The sequence below is a fragment of the Streptomyces sp. BBFR2 genome (genome assembly GCF_044497305.1).
Taxonomy (GTDB): Bacteria; Actinomycetota; Actinomycetes; order Streptomycetales; family Streptomycetaceae; genus Streptomyces.
Map to the genome: position 1 here is coordinate 5,380,654 of NZ_CP172415.1, position 18,163 is coordinate 5,398,816.

Below are 18,163 nucleotides of genomic sequence, written 5' to 3' on the forward strand. Positions count from 1 at the left end.
GCCGGACCCGTCGGCGTACCCCGTCCGCGCCCGGCACCACGCCCGCGGCGGCGCCTGCCCCCTTTACGTCTCCACACGTCACCCCCTCTTCTTTTCTCTCCGAATGACCCAGATGTCCGGGGCGAGGGCCCCGGCAGAGGAGTGCTCAGATGTCCTCCGAATTCTTCGTGCCCGACCCGGAGGGGCTGGTCCCCGGCCCCTCCGGCTACTTCGGCGCCTACGGCGGCAAGTTCATCCCCGAGGCGCTGGTCGCCGCGGTCGACGAGGTCGCCGCCGAGTACGAGAAGGCCAAGGCCGACCCGGCGTTCGCGGCCGAGCTGAACGAGCTGATGGTCAACTACACGGGGCGGCCCAGCGCTCTCACCGAGGTGCGGCGGTTCGCCGAACACGCCGGTGGCGCCCGGGTGTTCCTCAAGCGCGAGGACCTCAACCACACCGGCTCGCACAAGATCAACAACGTGCTGGGGCAGGCGCTGCTCACCAGGCGGATGGGCAAGACCCGCGTCATCGCGGAGACCGGCGCCGGCCAGCACGGCGTCGCCACCGCCACCGCCTGCGCCCTCTTCGGCCTCGACTGCACCATCTACATGGGCGAGATCGACACCGAGCGGCAGGCGCTGAACGTCGCCCGGATGCGGATGCTCGGCGCCGAGGTCATCGCCGTGACCTCCGGCAGCCGCACGCTCAAGGACGCCATCAACGAGGCGTTCCGCGACTGGGTCGCCAACGTCGACCGCACCCACTACCTCTTCGGCACGGTCGCCGGACCGCACCCCTTCCCGGCGCTGGTCCGCGACTTCCACCGGGTCATCGGCGTCGAGGCGCGGCGGCAGATCCTGGAGCGCGCCGGGCGGCTGCCCGACGCCGCGGTCGCCTGCGTCGGCGGCGGCTCCAACGCCATCGGCCTCTTCCACGCCTTCCTGCCCGACGAGAGCGTCCGGCTGGTCGGCTGCGAGCCCGGCGGCCACGGCGTCACCACCGGCGAGCACGCCGCCACCCTCACCGCGGGCACCCCGGGCATCCTGCACGGCTCGCGGTCGTACGTCCTCCAGGACGAGGACGGGCAGATCACCGAGCCGTACTCGATCTCCGCGGGGCTCGACTACCCGGGCATCGGCCCGGAGCACTCGTACCTCAAGGACACCGGGCGGGGCGAGTACCGCGCGGTCACCGACGACGCGGCGATGCAGGCGCTGCGGCTGCTGTCGCGCACCGAGGGCATCATCCCGGCGATCGAGAGCGCGCACGCGCTGGCCGGCGCCCTGGAGCTGGGCCGCGAGCTGGGCCCCGACGGCCTGCTGCTGGTCAACCTCTCGGGCCGGGGCGACAAGGACATGGACACCGCGGCCCGCTACTTCGGGCTGTACGACAACGCCGGTGAGGGAGAGAAGTGATGACGGGGACGACGACGGGCAACATCGCGCTGCTGGACTCGGTGCTGGCGACGGCGCGTGAGGAGAACCGCGCCGCGCTGGTCGGCTACCTCCCGGCCGGGTTCCCGACCGTGGAGGGCGGCATCCGCGCGGCCACCGCGATGCTGGAGGGCGGCTGCGACATCGTCGAGGTGGGCCTGCCGCACAGCGACCCGGTCCTCGACGGGCCGGTCATCCAGACCGCGGACGACATCGCGCTGCGCGGCGGTGTGCGGATCACCGACGTCATCCGCACGGTCGGCGAGGCGCACGCCGCCACCGGCGCCCCGGTGCTCTGCATGACGTACTGGAACCCGGTCGACCGCTACGGCGTCGAGCGGTTCGCCGCCGATCTGGCCGCCGCGGGCGGCGCCGGATGCATCCTGCCGGACCTGCCGGTCCAGGAGTCCGCCCAGTGGCGGGCGGCCGCCGAGCGGCACGGCCTGGCGACCGTCTTCGTCGTCGCGCCGAGCAGCCTGGACGCACGCCTGGCCGAGATCACCGCGGCGGGCAGCGGCTTCGTCTACGCGGCGTCGCTGATGGGCGTCACCGGCACCCGCGAGTCGGTCGGCCACGAGGCGCGGGAGCTGGTCCGCCGCACCCGCGCCACCACCGACCTGCCGGTCTGCGTCGGCCTCGGCGTCTCCAACCCCGAACAGGCCGCGGAGGTCGCGGAGTTCGCGGACGGCGTCATCGTCGGCTCGGCCTTCGTCAAGCGGATGCTGGCCGACGAGGGCGACTTGGAAGCCGCGCTCGCCGGGGTCCGGACGCTGGCCGGGGAGCTGGCGGCCGGGGTGCGCAAGCGCTCCTGACGCCGCCGGGGGCGGGGCCGGGCGGGCCGCGGGTACGTGTGTGCGGCGCGGCGGGTTCCGTCCCCCGATAGGGCGAACATCGGTGCGGAGGGGTGCGGCAGCGCCCCTCCGCTTCGTTTTCCTGGGGTGAGCCAGAAGAACGATGACGGTAAGAGCAGCGCCCGTGAGCGGTTGAAGGCACAGCGTGAGAAGGAGAAGGCCCGCGCCCGGCGCAACCGCCAGGCGATCGTCGCCGGAGTGGTGGTCCTGGCCTTGGCGGTGGCCGGCGCCATCGCCGTCTGGGCGTCCAACTCCGGCGGGGACGAGGAGAGCGCCAAGCCGCTGGCCGTGCCGAAGGGCGCGCGCGGCGGCGACCGGCCCACGGTGCCCGTCGGCGCGTCCGGCGCCCCCTCCACCCTGACGGTCTGGGAGGACTTCCGCTGCCCCGCCTGCCAGCAGTTCGAGACCGGCTTCCGCTCGGTCATCCACGAGCTGGAGGACGCCGGGCAACTGAAGAGCGAGTACCACCTCGTCACGATCATCGACGGCAACGGAGGCGGCACCGGCTCCCTCAACGCCGCCAACGCAGCGCTCTGCGCCCAGCACACCGGCCACTTCCGCGCGTACCACGACGTCCTCTACAGCAACCAGCCGCCGGAGCAGCAGGACGCGTTCGCCGACAAGAAGAAGCTGATCCAGCTCGCGGGCAAGGTCCCCGGGCTGACCACTGACGCGTTCAAGCAGTGCGTCGAGTCCGGTACGTACGACGCCTTCGTCCGGCGGTCCAACGACGCGTTCACCACGTCCGGCTACCGCGGCACCCCGACCGTGCTGCTCAACGGCAAGGATCTGGCGAAGGAGAAGAACGGCCAGTTCACGCCCGCGGACTTCAAGAAGATGGTGTCGGACGCCAACAAGGGCAAGAAGCCGGCCGAGTCCGCCTCGCCCCAGGGCTGATCACGCGGCGCCCGCCCGGGACGGCCTTGTTACGCAGCCGTTGCCGGGCGGGTTGCCGCCGACCCCGCCCGGCGGGGTAGCGTCGTGCCTGCCATGGACCTCGCATTCATTCCCAGCCCGTCGGTCGGCGTCGTACATCTCGGCCCGATCCCGCTCCGGGGCTACGCGTTCTGCATCATCATCGGTGTCTTCCTGGGCGTCTGGCTCGGCAACAAGCGCTGGGTGCAGCGCGGCGGCCGGTCCGGCACGGTGGCGGACATCGCCGTCTGGGCGGTGCCCTTCGGCCTCGTCGGCGGCCGGCTCTACCACGTCATCACGACGTACGAGCCGTACTTCGGCAAGGACGGCCATCCGCTCGACGCCTTCAAGGTGTGGGAGGGCGGCCTCGGTATCTGGGGCGCGGTGGCGCTCGGCGCGGTCGGCGCGTGGATCGGCTGCCGCCGCCGCGGTATCCCGCTGCCCGCCTACTGCGACGCGCTCGCCCCCGGTCTCGCCATCGGCCAGGCCGTCGGCCGCTGGGGCAACTGGTTCAACCAGGAGCTGTACGGCCGTCCGACCGATGTGCCGTGGGCGCTGAAGATCAGCGACGACCCGGCGATCGGCCGCATCGGCGGCACCTACCACCCGACGTTCCTCTACGAGTGCCTGTGGTGCCTGGGCGTCGCCGCGCTGGTGATCTGGGCCGACAAGCGGTTCCGCCTCGGCCACGGCCGGGCGTTCGCCCTGTACGTCGCGGCGTACTGCACGGGCCGCGCCTGGATCGAGTACATGCGGGTCGACGAGGCGCACCACATCCTGGGGCTGCGGCTCAACGTCTGGACCGCGCTCATCGGCCTGGTCCTCGCCGTGGTCTACCTGGTCGTCTCCGCCCGCCGGGTGCCGGGCCGCGAGGAGATCGTCGAGCCGGGCGCCCAGGAGGCCCTGGCCGGTGGTGAGCCGGCGGACGCGAAGGCGGCGGACGGCTCCGCGAAGGCCGAGTCCGGTGCCGCGGCGGAGAAGGACGCCGGGCCCGCGGAGGACGGGCCGGACGCCGGGGAGGCGGAGAAGTCCGCCGAGGGCGAGGCGAAGGCCGCCGGGAGCGGCAAGAAGAGCTGAAGAGCGCGCCGTCGCCCCGGGCGGCGGCCGTACGTCCACAACGCCGCGCCGGGCGGAACCGTAACGGGTTCCGCCCGGCGCGGCGTTGTGTGCGCCTCTCCCGGGCCGGTGTGCGCCGTCCGCGCCCGGCGGCCGGGCGCCGCCGTGCCGCGGTCCGCCGGCCCGTTCGGACGGCGGTGTGCGGGCGGCCGAGGACCGCCGTGCCGCGGGCCCTGTGAGCGGGATCTCATGGCGGGCTGCCGGAAGAAACCGCAGGTCAGAGAGGTAAGTTCGGCCTTCCTTGCTAGCGGTGGAGGGGCCGTCACGCCTAGTTTCGAGGTGTTGGAGGGGAAAGTGCCGAGCAGCGGCCCACACCTCGTTGAAGGGAGTAGGTCCCTATGTCCGTCATCGATGTCATGGATGTCCCGGCGTCCACCCACGCCGCCCACCGCGACAACCACACGCACCGCGACGTCAACGGCGGCTGGCTGCGCCCCGCCGTCTTCGGCGCGATGGATGGCCTGGTCTCGAACCTCGCGCTGATGACCGGCGTCGCCGGCGGCGCGGTCTCCCAGCAGACGATCATCATCACCGGACTGGCCGGGCTGGCCGCCGGTGCCTTCTCGATGGCCGCCGGTGAGTACACCTCCGTCGCCTCCCAGCGCGAGCTGGTCCTCGCCGAGCTGGACATCGAACGGGACGAACTGCGCAAGCACCCGAAGGACGAACGGGACGAGCTGGCGGCCCTCTACGTCTCGCGCGGGGTGGAGCCGGAGCTGGCCGGGAAGGTCGCCGAACAGCTCTCCCGCGACCCCGAGCAGGCGTTGGAGATCCATGCCAGGGAGGAGTTGGGTGTCGATCCGTCCGACCTTCCTTCGCCCGCCGTGGCAGCGGTTTCCTCCTTCGGATCGTTTGCGCTGGGCGCGTTGTTGCCCGTACTTCCTTACCTTTTGGGCGCTTCCGCGCTGTGGCCCGCGGTGGTGCTGGCGCTGCTCGGACTCTTCGCGTGCGGGGCGGTCGTGGCGCGGGTGACGGCCCGCTCGTGGTGGTTCAGCGGGGTGCGGCAACTGCTCCTCGGTGGCGCGGCCGCGGGTGTGACGTACATCCTGGGAGCGGTGTTCGGAACCGTCGTAGGGTGACGCTCCCATGCGGGAGTTCGCATAATTATTGAGTTACTCAGCGGTTTCGTCTCCGTGACCACCGGGCATAAGGCCGGGGCGCCACACGGGCAATGTCGCTCGGTGGGCGCCCCGTTTCCGGACCGGGTTGTCTGTCCGCGACCTCACACACCGCAGTCACGGTGTCCGCATGTTGGAAGGCTCTATCCGCTTCCTGAGAAGCGAGCCATCCTGTAACCTGCACGAAATTTCGCGGAGGGCCAACGTCGTCCCTCGGCAGTGCCTATGCCACGACGACGTTGGGAGAGCCGATGCGTTCCGCGTCCACGCACTCCGCGACCACCGCCGGCGCCACCCGCGCCGCCTGGTCGCCCATGGACGGGCGCCCCGCCCCGCAGGGGATGTACGACCCGCGCAACGAGCACGACGCCTGTGGTGTCGGCTTCGTGGCCACGCTCACCGGCGAGCCCGGTCACGCGCTGGTCGAGCAGGCGCTCACGGTGCTGACCAATCTGGAGCACCGCGGTGCCACCGGCTCCGAGCCCGACTCGGGCGACGGCGCGGGCATCCTGCTCCAGGTGCCGGACGCGTTCCTGCGCGAGGAGGTCGCCTTCGATCTCCCCGAGGCCGGCGGATACGCCGTCGGTATCGCCTTCCTGCCCGCCGAGGCCCATCAGGCGGCCGCGGCCGTCTCGCAGATCGAGACGATCGCCGGGGAGGAGGGCCTGACCGTTCTCGGCTGGCGCGTCGTCCCCGTCGCCCCCGAACTCCTCGGCAACGGCGCCCGCGCCACCATGCCGGCCTTCTCCCAGCTCTTCGTCTCCGACGGGGAGAGCACCGGTCTGGCGCTGGACCGCAAGGCGTTCGCGCTGCGCAAGCGCGCCGAGCGCGAGGCGGGCGTCTACTTCCCGTCGCTCTCCGCCCGCACCCTCGTCTACAAGGGGATGCTCACCACCGGGCAACTGGAGCCGTTCTTCCCGGACCTGTCCGACCGGCGGTTCGCGTCGGCCATCGCCCTGGTCCACTCGCGGTTCTCCACCAACACCTTCCCGAGCTGGCCGCTGGCCCACCCGTACCGCTTCGTCGCGCACAACGGTGAGATCAACACCGTCAAGGGCAACCGCAACTGGATGCGGGCCCGTGAATCGCAGCTCGCCTCGAAGCTCTTCGGCGACCTGGACACGGACCGGCTCTTCCCGGTCTGTACGCCGGACGCCTCCGACTCCGCCTCCTTCGACGAGGTGCTGGAGCTGCTGCACCTGGGCGGGCGGTCGCTGCCGCACGCGGTGCTGATGATGGTCCCCGAGGCGTGGGAGAACGCCCCGGCCATGGACCCGGCCCGGCGCGCGTTCTACCGCTACCACTCCACGATGATGGAGCCCTGGGACGGCCCGGCGTGCGTCACCTTCACCGACGGCACGCAGGTCGGCGCGGTCCTCGACCGCAACGGGCTGCGCCCCGGCCGCTACTGGGTCACCGATGACGGTCTGGTCGTGCTCTCCTCCGAGGTCGGCGTCCTCGACATCGACCCGGCCAAGGTCGTCCGCAAGGGCCGCCTCCAGCCGGGCCGGATGTTCCTCGTCGACACCGCCGAGCACCGCATCATCGAGGATGACGAGATCAAGGCGGAGCTGGCCGGCGCCCACCCGTACCAGCAGTGGCTGGACGAGGGGCTGATCGACCTCGCGGACCTGCCCGAGCGGGAGCACATCGTGCACACCCACGCCTCGGTCACCCGCCGCCAGCAGACCTTCGGCTACACCGAGGAGGAGTTGCGGGTCCTGCTCGCGCCGATGGCGAAGTCCGGCGCGGAGCCGATCGGTTCGATGGGTACGGACTCGCCGATCGCCGCGCTCTCGGCCCGTCCGCGGCTGCTCTTCGACTACTTCACCCAGCTCTTCGCGCAGGTCACCAACCCGCCGCTGGACGCCATCCGCGAGGAGCTGGTCACCTCGCTGATCTCCTCGCTCGGTCCGTCCGGCAACCTCCTGGAGCCGACCGCGGAGTCCTGCCGCAGCGTCACCCTGCCGTTCCCGGTGATCGACAACGACGAGCTGGCCAAGCTCATCCACATCAACGCCGACGGCGACATGCCCGGTATGGCGGCCGTGACGCTCTCCGGGCTCTACCGCGTCGGCGGCGGGGGCGAGGCCCTCGCCGCGCGCCTGGCGGAGATCTGCGCGGAGGCCGCCGCCGCCATCGAGGCCGGCGCCCGGCTGATCGTCCTCTCCGACCGGCACTCCGACGCCGAGCACGCCCCGATCCCGTCGCTGCTGCTCACCTCGGCCGTCCACCACCACCTCATCCGTACGAAGCAGCGCACCCAGGTGGGGCTGCTCGTCGAGGCCGGTGACGTCCGCGAGGTGCACCATGTCGCGCTGCTGATCGGCTACGGCGCCGCCGCCGTCAACCCGTACCTGGCGATGGAGTCCGTCGAGGACCTGGTCCGCGCGGGGACGTTCCTGCCCGCGGGCACCGACCCCGAGGAGGCCATCCGCAACCTCATCAAGGCGCTCGGCAAGGGCGTTTTGAAGGTCATGTCCAAGATGGGCATCTCGACCGTCGCCTCCTACCGCGGCGCGCAGGTCTTCGAGGCCGTGGGCCTGGAGGAGACGTTCGTCGACACGTACTTCCACGGCACCGCCACCAAGATCGGCGGCGCGGGTCTGGACATCGTCGCCCAGGAGGTCGCGGCGAGGCACGCCAAGGCGTACCCGGTGTCCGGTATCGCCGCCAGCCACCGCGCGCTGGACATCGGCGGCGAGTACCAGTGGCGCCGCGAGGGCGAGCCGCACCTCTTCGACCCGGACACCGTCTTCCGGCTCCAGCACGCCACCCGCTCGCGCCGCTACGACATCTTCAAGCAGTACACGGACCGGGTGAACGAGCAGTCCGAGCGGCTGATGACGCTGCGCGGCCTCTTCGGGATCAAGGGCGCGCGCCCGGCGGTCCCGTTGGACGAGGTCGAGCCCGCCTCGGAGATCGTCAAGCGGTTCTCCACCGGCGCCATGTCGTACGGCTCCATCTCCCAGGAGGCGCACGAGACGCTCGCCATCGCGATGAACCAGCTCGGCGGCAAGTCCAACACCGGCGAGGGCGGTGAGGACCCGGAGCGGCTGTACGACCCGGCGCGCCGCTCGTCCATCAAGCAGGTCGCCTCCGGCCGCTTCGGTGTGACCAGCGAATACCTCGTCAACGCCGATGACATCCAGATCAAGATGGCCCAGGGCGCCAAGCCCGGTGAGGGCGGTCAACTGCCCGGCCACAAGGTCTACCCGTGGGTGGCGAAGACCCGGCACTCGACGCCCGGCGTCGGTCTGATCTCGCCGCCGCCGCACCACGACATCTACTCCATCGAGGATCTCGCGCAACTGATCCACGACCTGAAGAACGCCAACCCGGCGGCGCGGATCCACGTGAAGCTGGTCTCCGAGGTCGGCGTCGGCACCGTCGCCGCCGGTGTCTCCAAGGCGCACGCGGACGTCGTCCTCATCTCCGGCCATGACGGCGGAACGGGCGCGTCTCCTTTGACGAGCCTCAAGCACGCCGGTGGCCCCTGGGAGCTGGGCCTGGCCGAGGCGCAGCAGACGCTGCTGCTCAACGGCTTGCGCGACCGGATCGTGGTGCAGACCGACGGGCAGCTCAAGACCGGCCGTGACGTGGTCATCGCCGCGCTGCTGGGCGCCGAGGAGTTCGGTTTCGCGACCGCGCCGCTGGTCGTCTCCGGCTGCGTCATGATGCGCGTCTGCCACCTCGACACCTGCCCGGTCGGTATCGCCACCCAGAACCCGGTGCTGCGCGAGCGGTTCAGCGGCAAGGCCGAGTACATCGTCAACTTCTTCGAGTTCATCGCCGAGGAGGTCCGCGAACTCCTCGCCGAGCTGGGCTTCCGTACTCTCGACGAGGCGATCGGTCACGCCGAACTCCTCGACACCACACGGGCGGTGGACCACTGGAAGGCCCAGGGCCTCGACCTCGGCCCGCTGCTGCACGTGCCCGAGCTGCCCGAGGGCGCCGTCCGCCACCAGGCCGTCGTCCAGGACCACGGGCTGGCGAAGGCGCTGGACAACGAGCTGATCCGGCTCGCCGCCGACGCGCTGGCCGCGGACACCCCCGAGGCCGCGCAGCCGGTCCGTGCGCAGGTCGCGATCCGCAACATCAACCGCACCGTCGGCACCATGCTCGGCCACGAGGTCACCAAGAAGTTCGGCGGCGCCGGACTGCCGGACGACACCATCGACCTCACCTTCACCGGCTCCGCCGGCCAGTCCTTCGGCGCGTTCCTGCCGCGCGGCATCACGCTGCGGCTGGAGGGCGACGCCAACGACTACGTCGGCAAGGGCCTCTCCGGCGGCCGGATCGTCGTCCGCCCGGACCGCGGCGCCGACCACCTCGCGGAGTACTCCACCATCGCCGGCAACACCCTCGCCTACGGCGCCACCGGCGGCGAGCTGTACCTGCGGGGCCGGGTCGGCGAGCGGTTCTGCGTCCGCAACTCCGGCGCCACGGTGGTCTCCGAGGGCGTCGGCGACCACGGCTGCGAGTACATGACCGGCGGCAGTGCGGTCGTCCTCGGCGAGACCGGACGGAACTTCGCCGCCGGTATGTCGGGCGGCACCGCGTACGTCATCGACCTCGACCCCGACCGCGTCAACAAGGAGCTGGCCGGTGCGGTCAGTCCGCTGGACGACGCCGACAAGGAGTGGCTGCACGGTGTGGTGCGCCGCCACCAGGAGGAGACCGGCTCGACCGTCGCCGCGAAGCTCCTCGACGGCTGGGACGCCGCCGCTGCCCGCTTCAGCAAGGTCGTCCCGCCCACCTACCAGGCAGTGCTCGCCGCCAAGGACGCCGCCGAGCAGGCCGGACTCTCCGAGTCCGAGACCCACGAGAAGATGATGGAGGCGGCGACCCATGGCTGACCCGAAGGGCTTCCTCAACCACGACCGCGAGGTCGCCACGGCCCGTCCCGTGACCGAGCGCGTCCAGGACTGGAAAGAGGTCTACCGGCCCGGCGCCCTGCTGCCGATCATCAGCGAGCAGGCGTCGCGCTGCATGGACTGCGGCATCCCGTTCTGCCACAACGGGTGTCCGCTGGGGAACCTCATCCCCGAGTGGAACGACTACGCCTGGCGCGACGACTGGAGCGCCGCGTCCGAGCGGCTGCACGCCACCAACAACTTCCCGGAGTTCACCGGGCGGCTGTGCCCGGCGCCCTGCGAGGCGGCGTGCGTCCTCGGCATCAACCAGCAGCCGGTGACCATCAAGAACGTCGAGGTCACCATCGTCGACAAGGCGTGGGACAGCGGCGACGTCACCCCGCGCCCGCCCGAGCGGCTCTCCGGCAAGACCGTCGCCGTCATCGGCTCCGGCCCGGCGGGACTGGCCGCCGCCCAGCAGCTCACCCGCGCCGGTCACACCGTCGCCGTCTACGAGCGCGCCGACCGCATCGGCGGGCTGCTGCGGTACGGCATCCCCGAGTTCAAGATGGAGAAGCGGCACATCAACCGCCGTATCGAGCAGATGCGGGCGGAGGGCACCAAGTTCCGTACGGAGACGGAGATCGGCCGCGACATCGACGCGAAGAAGCTGCGCAAGCGGTACGACGCCGTCGTCATCGCCGCCGGCGCCACCACCTCCCGTGACCTGCCGGTGCCCGGCCGGGAGCTGAACGGCATCCACTTCGCGATGGAGTACCTGCCGCTCGCCAACAAGGTGCAGGAGGGCGATCTGACCGTCGCCCCGATCACCGCCGAGGGCAAGCACGTCGTCGTCATCGGCGGCGGCGACACCGGCGCGGACTGCGTGGGCACCGCCCACCGGCAGGGCGCGGCGTCCGTCACTCAGCTCGAGATCATGCCGCGGCCGGGCGAGGAGCGCGGCGCGGGCCAGCCGTGGCCGACGTTCCCGATGCTGTACAAGGTGACCTCCGCGCACGAGGAGGGCGGCGAGCGGATCTACTCGGTCTCGACCACGCACTTCGAGGGCGACGAGGACGGCAACGTCCAGTGGCTGCACCTGATCGAGGTGGAGTTCAAGGACGGCAAGCTGGAGCAGAAGCCCGGGACCGAGCGGAAGATCCCGGCGCAACTGGTCACCCTGGCGATGGGCTTCACCGGTACCGACCGGGAGAACGGGCTGGTCGAGCAGTTCGGTCTGGAGCTGGACGCCCGCGGGAACATCGCCCGCGACGCGGAGTTCGCCACCAACGTCCCCGGTGTGTTCGTCGCCGGTGACGCGGGGCGCGGCCAGTCGCTCATCGTGTGGGCCATCGCCGAGGGCCGCTCCGCCGCCCGCGGGGTGGACCGCTTCCTCACCGGAGCCAGCGCCCTGCCGGCTCCCATCAAGCCGACGGACCGCGCACTCGCCGTGTGACGGTACGTCCCTTCCTGTCCCGTACAACGGCGTACGGCGGCATGGGTCCCGGGAGCGATACCGGGGCCCATACCGCGACGCCTGCCTGATTCCCCGACCGGCGGGCGGGCGTCGCGCGTCTCTTGGCGGGCCGCCCGCCCCTGACGTGGGGCGGACGGCCCGTACCGCTGAAGAGCCCGCCCGTACCGGAAGTGGTACGGGCGGGCTCCGCGCCGGTGGCCGGGGTGTTACTTCCCGGCTTCGTCGTCCTCGGCGACCAGCCGGGCCGGGAAACCGCCGGTGGCGATCGGGCCCCAGCGGCGCGGGGTGACCCGGATCAGGGACTTGCCCTGTGTGCGCATGGCCTCGCGGTACTCGTCCCAGTCGGGGTGCTCACCGGCGATGTTGCGGAAGTACTCGACCAGCGGCTCGACGGACTCCGGGGTGTCGATCACCTCGGCCTCACCGTCGATCTGCACCCACGGGCCGTTCCACTCGTCGGACAGCACGATCACGCTGACCGACGGCGCCCGGCGGGCGTTGTGCACCTTGGCGCGCTCGGGATACGTCGACATGACCAGCCGGCCGTCGTCGTCCACCCCGCAGGTCAGCGGCGAGCCCTGCGGTGTCCCGTCGGAGCGGCGGGTCAGCAGGATCGCGCGGTGCCGGGGACGGACGAACTCCAGCAACTCGGGCAGGTCCACTCGGGTGTTACGGGCGATGGAGGGGCTCATGGGCTCAGCCTAGGGGGTGGAGCGCACTCGAAGGCCCGTGTCGAACGGGTACGTACGGGGCGGGTGGGAGCGGTGTGGTCAAGGCGGGGGAGAGGACGTGCGCCGGTGCGCGGGCGTCCGCACGGCCGTCGTTTTCGAGCCGGCACGCAGCTCGGCCGTGCCCCGGGCGTGCGGGTGTCCGGTGCGGTCCCGCGCGGTCGCCCGGTGTGATGCCTGGTGCGGCCCCGGCGCGCGGGCGCTCCCGGTGTGACGTCCGGCGGACGGCCGCTCCCGGGGCCGCCGGGCCCGGTCGTGTCCCGGCGCCCGGCCCCGCATCACCGGAAAACGGGCCGGGGCGGGCCGGCAGAGGTACCGCGGCGCCCCACACGCCGCGGTACCCCTGCCGCCCCGCCCCGGCCCGCCGGAGCCGCCCGGACCGCCGTCCGCCGGGGCGTCGCGGGAAGGGGCGCGGCGCCGTGCGGACGGCGGGTGCGGCGGCGGTTCAGCGGTGACCGGCCAGCGGTTTGCCGGTGGCCGCGTCGACCAGGGTGCGGTGGCCCAGCGGCTGCTTCAGCTCCACCGTGACCTGGTCGGTGGCCAGTTGGGCGGTGCACATCTTCTTGTCGTCCTTCTTGCGGCTCCAGCCGGACACCACGACCAGCTTCTCCGACTCGCGTACGTGCGCGCCGTACTTCGCGTCGCAGGCGCCGTGCCCGACGGTCACCGTCACCTTCCGCGCCGAGACGCCCGGCTTGTCGGCCCCGGCCAGCGGCAGCAGCGCCTCCTTGTGCCCGGCGACCGGCTCGACCTTCGGCCAGTCCCGCACGATGGTGTCGGCGCGCTGCTCGAACGCGCTCCGCTTGCCGGGCGGCGCGGCACCGACGGTCTGCTTCGCCTGGCCGCACCCGGCCAGCGCCGTACCGGCGGCGGTCAGGGCGATCAGGGCGGCCAGGGTGCGCCGGGCGGCGCGGCTCTTCCCGGCGGGGGTGCGGGTCCGCGGTGCGGTGGGGTTCCACATGTCTGCCTCCTCGGGTCACGCATGGGACGGAGCCGGGGCCGATCGGGTTCCGCCCCCGTCCGCGGGATCCGCCGACGGCGGAGGACACCGCGCCGCGGCGGCCGGCTCCCGCTGCCCGGCGGCGGGAGCGCCGCCATGTCCTCTCCCGTACGGAGCCGCCGGCCGACCGGCACCCGCCGCTCGCCGTCGGGTGCCCGCTCATCGCGCCGCGCTGCCCGGGGCGGGAGCGCCGTCGGCGGCGTGGCGGCGGTCCGCGTGCCGTACGGAGATCCGCTGGTCGGCGGCGCGCGGGCGGTGCCGGGCGGGGTGACGCCGGAGCCGGGGCGGCGGTGATGGGGCGTGTGGGGCGGCCGGGGCCAAGGGAGTTGGCGGGTTGCACACCCTTGTCACGCTGAGCGTCCGCTCACATAATCACAGAGCGCTTTACGGACTCATCCCCCACTGGGTCCGCAGGCCGCACGGCAGGCTGCCTGTTCCGCAGCCGTGCCGCGCACCGGCTCCGGTGGGGCACGCGTTCGTCCTCGACGTGCAACCCCCCACGAAAGGAAGCCCGTTGCGCAGCTCCCTGAAGCACCTCAAGAGAACCGCCGCCGCCGGCGCCGTCGCCCTGGCCGCCTTCAGCCTCCTGCCCGGTACGGCCTTCGCGGCGCCCGCCCCCGACACCTCCGGCTCGGTGGGCACCAAGGTGGTCGGCGGCACCAAGGCCGACCAGGGTGAATTCCCCTTCATGGTCCGGCTGTCGATGGGCTGCGGCGGCGCGCTGTACGCCAAGGACATCGTGCTGACCGCGGCGCACTGCGTCGACGGCAGCGGCCCCAACACCGACATCACCGCCACCGGTGGCGTCGTCGACCTGGAGGACCCGGCCGCCGTGACGGTCAAGTCCACGGAGGTCCTCCAGGCCCCCGGCTACGACGGCAAGGGCAAGGACTGGGCGCTGATCAAGCTGGAGAAGCCGATCGACCAGCCCACCCTGAAGATCGCCCAGGACGACAAGTTCAACAACGGTGACTTCACCATCGCCGGTTGGGGCGCCGACAAGGAGGGCGGCGACCAGCAGCGCTACCTCCTGAAGGCGACGGTGCCGTTCATCGACGACGCCACCTGCGAGAAGGCCTACGGCGACTCGCTGACCCCGGGTGACGAGATCTGCGCCGGCAAGCTCGACACCGGCGGCGTCGACACCTGCCAGGGCGACTCCGGCGGCCCGATGTTCCGCAAGGACGAAGCGGGCGAGTTCATCCAGGTCGGCATCGTCTCCTGGGGCGAGGGCTGCGCCCGCCCCGGCAAGCCCGGCGTCTACTCCGAGGTGAGCACCTTCGCCGCGGACATCCAGAAAGCCGCGTCCGGCCTGGGCGCCTGAGCTCTCGCCGACGCGTCCCCCCACCGGTGTGGCGGACTTCCCCCGGTCCGCCGCACCTGACCGCCCCGGTACCGGCCGGCCCCGCCGGTACCGGGGCGGTGCGCGTACGGGGGCGGCCGTCCGCTCCGGCCCGCCTTCCGTTAGTCCAACTGCTCTCCTCCCTTTGTCCATAGGCGCGTCCGGCCCGGCGGCCGCACGCTGTCCGGCGACAGGCACCGCGGTCGCGATCAGGAGGACAGCGCGCGTGAACGAAGAGAGAACGGAGCCGGGCGGACCCGGCCGGCGGGCGGTCGTCGCCGCCACCGCACTCGCCTCGGCGGCGGCCGCCCTGCCCCTCGGCGCGGGCACCGCCCTCGCCGCGCCCGGCACCCGCCGCGGTACCGCGGTGCCCGGCGCCCGCGGCGGTGCGGAGCTGCGCTCCCCGGAGCTGACGGTCCGCGTCGCCACCGGATTCCCGCAGGTCGTCGCGTACACCGACCGGGCCACCGGCGCCGTGCTGCACGGCCGGGCGGACGCGGTGCGCGAGGTGCTGATCGACGGGCGGGCGCACACCCCCGAGGTCACCCACCGCGCCGCCGCCGACCGCGTCGCGTACACCCTCGATCTCGGCTCCGGTACCCGGATCGGGGTGGAGATCGCGGTGGCCGGACGGACCGTCACCTGGCGGGTCACCGGCATCGAGGACAGTGCGGCACTGCCCGTCGGCACGCTGGAGATACCGGGCCTCGCGTTGCTGAGCGTGCGCAGCGATCAGCCGGGCGCGCAGTTGCTCGCCGCCCGTATCGACCTCGACAAATCCCGCAGCGGCGACACCCTGGTCACGCCCCGGCCGGACACCGCAGCCGATCCGGAGCCGGTCGGCTGCGCCTACGCGGTCGTCGCGACCGGGGAGCTGGCCGCCGCCGTCGAGACCAACACCGTCCAGGACGTGCCGACGGCCGCGACGTCCTGGGAGAACGGCCGGCTGTGGCGGCGGACCGTCCGCGAGGGCGGGCTCGTCACGGCGCGGCTGGGCCCCGGGCAGTGGACCCACCGGGCGAAGGGCGCGCCCCGCGACGCCACCGAACCGCTGCCGTGGGCCACGGTGATCGTCACCGGGGACCGCAACGGCGACGGCGTCGCCGACTGGCAGGACGGGGCCGCCGCGCTGCGGGACATCATGACCGAACCGGCCGGCGCCGCCGAGCAGCATCTGCGGGTCGTCGCGCACATCCCGTTCAACTTCGCCAGCCAGGCCACCAACCCGTTCGCCGTCACCCTCGACAACGTCAAACGGATCGCGCTGGCCACCGACGGGCTGCGGCAGTTCACGCTGCTCAAGGGCTACCAGTCCGAGGGCCACGACTCCGCGCACCCCGACTACGCCGGGAACTACAACGTCCGCGCCGGTGGCCTCGACGGCCTCAACGCGCTGCTGCGCGCCGGAAGGACGTGGGGCAGCGACTTCGCGGTGCACGTCAACGCCACCGAGTCGTACCCGGAGGCGCACGCCTTCTCCGAGGAGCTGGTGGACACCGCCGATGAGCAGTGGGACTGGCTCGATCAGTCGTACCGCATCGACGCCCGCCGCGATCTGCTCTCCGGAAGGCACGCCGCCCGGCTGGCGCGGCTGCGCGCGGAGACCGATCCGGGGCTGACCACCCTCTACTTCGACGTCTTCCGCGAATCGGGCTGGAACTCCGACCGTCTCCAGCGCCATCTGCGCGACCAGGGCTGGCAGGTCGCCTCCGAATGGGGCCACGGACTGGAGCGTTCCTCCCTCTGGTCGCACTGGGCCAACGAGACCGACTACGGGCCCGACACCTCCCGCGGCATCAACTCCCGCCTGATCCGCTTCGTCCGCAACCACCAGAAGGACGTCTTCGCCGACAAGTGGCCGACGCTGCTGGGCGCGCCCCGGATGGGCAATTTCGAGGGCTGGACCGGCAAGACCGACTGGTACGCCTTCCTCGCCGTCGTCTGGCGCGACGCGCTGCCCGCCAAGTACCTCCAGGCGTATCCGATCCGCACCTGGGACGCGCACGAGATCACCTTCGAGGGGCCGGGCCGCACCACCGTCTCCGACGCGGGCGGCGTCCGGCGGATCACCACCGACGGGCGGCTCGTCCTGGAGGGCGGCCGCTATCTGCTGCCCTGGGAGCCGCGCCGCGCCGCCGACCCGGCGAAGCTGTACCACTACAGCGTGGACGGGGGCGCCTCCACCTGGGACCTCCCGCGCGGCTGGGCCGGCGCCGCCGAGGTGTACGTGTACCGCCTCACCGACCGGGGCCGGGCGGCACGGCGGCGGCTGCCGGTGCGCGGCGGGCGGATCACCCTCGACGCGGAGCCGGGAGCCGCGTACGTGGTGTACCGGCACGAGGCGCCCGCGGTCCGCGACCCGCGCTGGGGCGAGGGCACCCCCGTCGCCGACCCCGGCTTCCACGGCGGCACGGCACACTGGCGCACCGCGGGCCCGGTCTCCGCCGTCACCAGTGCGCTCGGCGATCCGGAACTCGTCGTCGCGGCGGGCGCGGCGGCCACGGTCTCGCAGCGCCTGGACCGGCTGCCGCCCGGCGATTACGCGGCGTCCGTGCAGGTCGAGGTGGGGGAGCGGGCCGGGCAGCGGCGCCGCGCCGCGCTGGAGGTGCGCACCGCCGACGGGGCACGCGCCGTCAACTGGGCCGACACCTCCACCGCCGTCAACCACGTCGCCGCCGACCGCAAGCACGGCACCCGTTTCCAGCGGCTGACCACCCGCTTCACCGTGCCCGAGGGCGGCGGCCCGGTCATCCTCGCGCTGACGGCGGCGGCCGGTGCGCCGCGGGTGCGGTTCGACAACGTCCGGGTGGTGCCCGCCGGGCGCGGCGGCCGGCCCGGCACGCTGGTGTACGAGGACTTCGCGCACGTCCCGCAGGGCTGGGGTGTCTTCGTCAAGGGCGACGCGGGCGGCGCCACCGACCCCCGCACCCACCTCAGCGAGCGCCACGCCCCGTACACCCGCCGGGGCTGGCACGGAAAGGCCGTGGACGACGTCCTCGACGGCGCCGCGTCGCTGAAGTCCCGCGGCGAGAACACCGGCGTGGTCTACCGCACGGTCCCCCACACCGTCCGCTTCCGCCCCGGCCGCCGCTACCGCGTCTCCTTCTCCTACGCCAACGAGAAGGCCGGCCAGTACGCCTGGATCACCGCCGTCGACGAGCCCGCACCCCGCGAACTGGACCGCCGCCCGCTCCCGGTGGCGACCGCACCGGCCACCTTCACCTACGAGTTCACCGCCCCGGACGACGGCGAGACCTGGGTGGGCCTGCGCAAGACCGGCGACGACGGGAAGGCCGAGTTCGTGCTGGACGGGTTCGAGGTGCGGGAGGTGTGAGGGCGGGGGCGGGG

The 18,163-nt window shown here is 72.6% G+C and carries 11 protein-coding genes; 9 read left to right on the forward strand and 2 right to left on the reverse strand.

What is annotated here, in order from left to right; genetic code table 11:
- The first annotated feature begins 149 nt into the window (after positions 1 to 149).
- From trpB to ACGH2B_RS21945, 7 genes are all read left to right on the forward strand, one after another.
- Positions 150 to 1,394 (forward strand): tryptophan synthase subunit beta, encoded by a 1,245-nt coding sequence (gene trpB / locus ACGH2B_RS21915; protein WP_399092464.1) that lies wholly within the window; start codon positions 150 to 152, stop codon positions 1,392 to 1,394.
- A complete protein-coding gene (trpA, locus tag ACGH2B_RS21920; protein WP_399092467.1) occupies positions 1,394 to 2,224 on the forward strand; it encodes a tryptophan synthase subunit alpha in 831 nt (276 codons plus the stop codon). Before trpB ends, trpA begins: the two co-directional genes overlap by 1 nt.
- Positions 2,225 to 2,350: 126 nt before the next feature.
- On the forward strand, positions 2,351 to 3,160 hold the full coding sequence (locus tag ACGH2B_RS21925) for a DsbA family protein (RefSeq protein WP_399092470.1): 810 nt from the start codon (positions 2,351 to 2,353) through the stop codon (positions 3,158 to 3,160).
- Positions 3,161 to 3,253: 93 nt separating this feature from the next.
- Positions 3,254 to 4,255 carry a prolipoprotein diacylglyceryl transferase gene (lgt, locus tag ACGH2B_RS21930; protein ID WP_399092473.1) on the forward strand — a complete coding sequence of 334 codons (1,002 nt, stop codon included), beginning with the start codon at positions 3,254 to 3,256 and terminating at the stop codon, positions 4,253 to 4,255.
- A 377-nt stretch (positions 4,256 to 4,632) separates the two neighbouring features.
- Entirely contained in the window at positions 4,633 to 5,373 is a 741-nt protein-coding gene (locus ACGH2B_RS21935) for a VIT1/CCC1 transporter family protein (protein WP_399092476.1), read from the forward strand.
- Positions 5,374 to 5,663: 290 nt separating this feature from the next.
- Complete coding sequence (gltB, locus tag ACGH2B_RS21940) at positions 5,664 to 10,271, forward strand: glutamate synthase large subunit (RefSeq protein ID WP_399092479.1); 4,608 nt, start codon at positions 5,664 to 5,666, stop codon at positions 10,269 to 10,271.
- Positions 10,264 to 11,724, forward strand: a complete 1,461-nt coding sequence (locus tag ACGH2B_RS21945) for a glutamate synthase subunit beta (protein ID WP_399092482.1) — start codon at positions 10,264 to 10,266, stop codon at positions 11,722 to 11,724. The genes gltB and ACGH2B_RS21945 overlap by 8 nt, the downstream gene beginning before the upstream one ends.
- A gap of 227 nt (positions 11,725 to 11,951) precedes the next feature.
- Here the strand turns inward: ACGH2B_RS21945 and ACGH2B_RS21950 are convergent, their stop codons facing one another.
- Both ACGH2B_RS21950 and ACGH2B_RS21955 read right to left on the reverse strand, forming a co-directional pair.
- Positions 11,952 to 12,437: a PPOX class F420-dependent oxidoreductase gene (locus ACGH2B_RS21950; protein ID WP_399092485.1), complete on the reverse strand. Its 486-nt coding sequence runs from the start codon at positions 12,435 to 12,437 to the stop codon at positions 11,952 to 11,954.
- A 481-nt stretch (positions 12,438 to 12,918) separates the two neighbouring features.
- Complete coding sequence (locus ACGH2B_RS21955) at positions 12,919 to 13,434, reverse strand: hypothetical protein (protein ID WP_399092488.1); 516 nt, start codon at positions 13,432 to 13,434, stop codon at positions 12,919 to 12,921.
- Between the two features lie 553 nt (positions 13,435 to 13,987).
- Between ACGH2B_RS21955 and ACGH2B_RS21960 the strand changes: the two genes are divergently transcribed.
- Entirely contained in the window at positions 13,988 to 14,797 is an 810-nt protein-coding gene (locus ACGH2B_RS21960) for a S1 family peptidase (RefSeq protein ID WP_399092491.1), read from the forward strand.
- A 244-nt stretch (positions 14,798 to 15,041) separates the two neighbouring features.
- Positions 15,042 to 18,149, forward strand: a complete 3,108-nt coding sequence (locus ACGH2B_RS21965; protein ID WP_399092494.1) for an endo-alpha-N-acetylgalactosaminidase family protein — start codon at positions 15,042 to 15,044, stop codon at positions 18,147 to 18,149.
- The last annotated feature ends 14 nt before the right edge of the window (positions 18,150 to 18,163 follow it).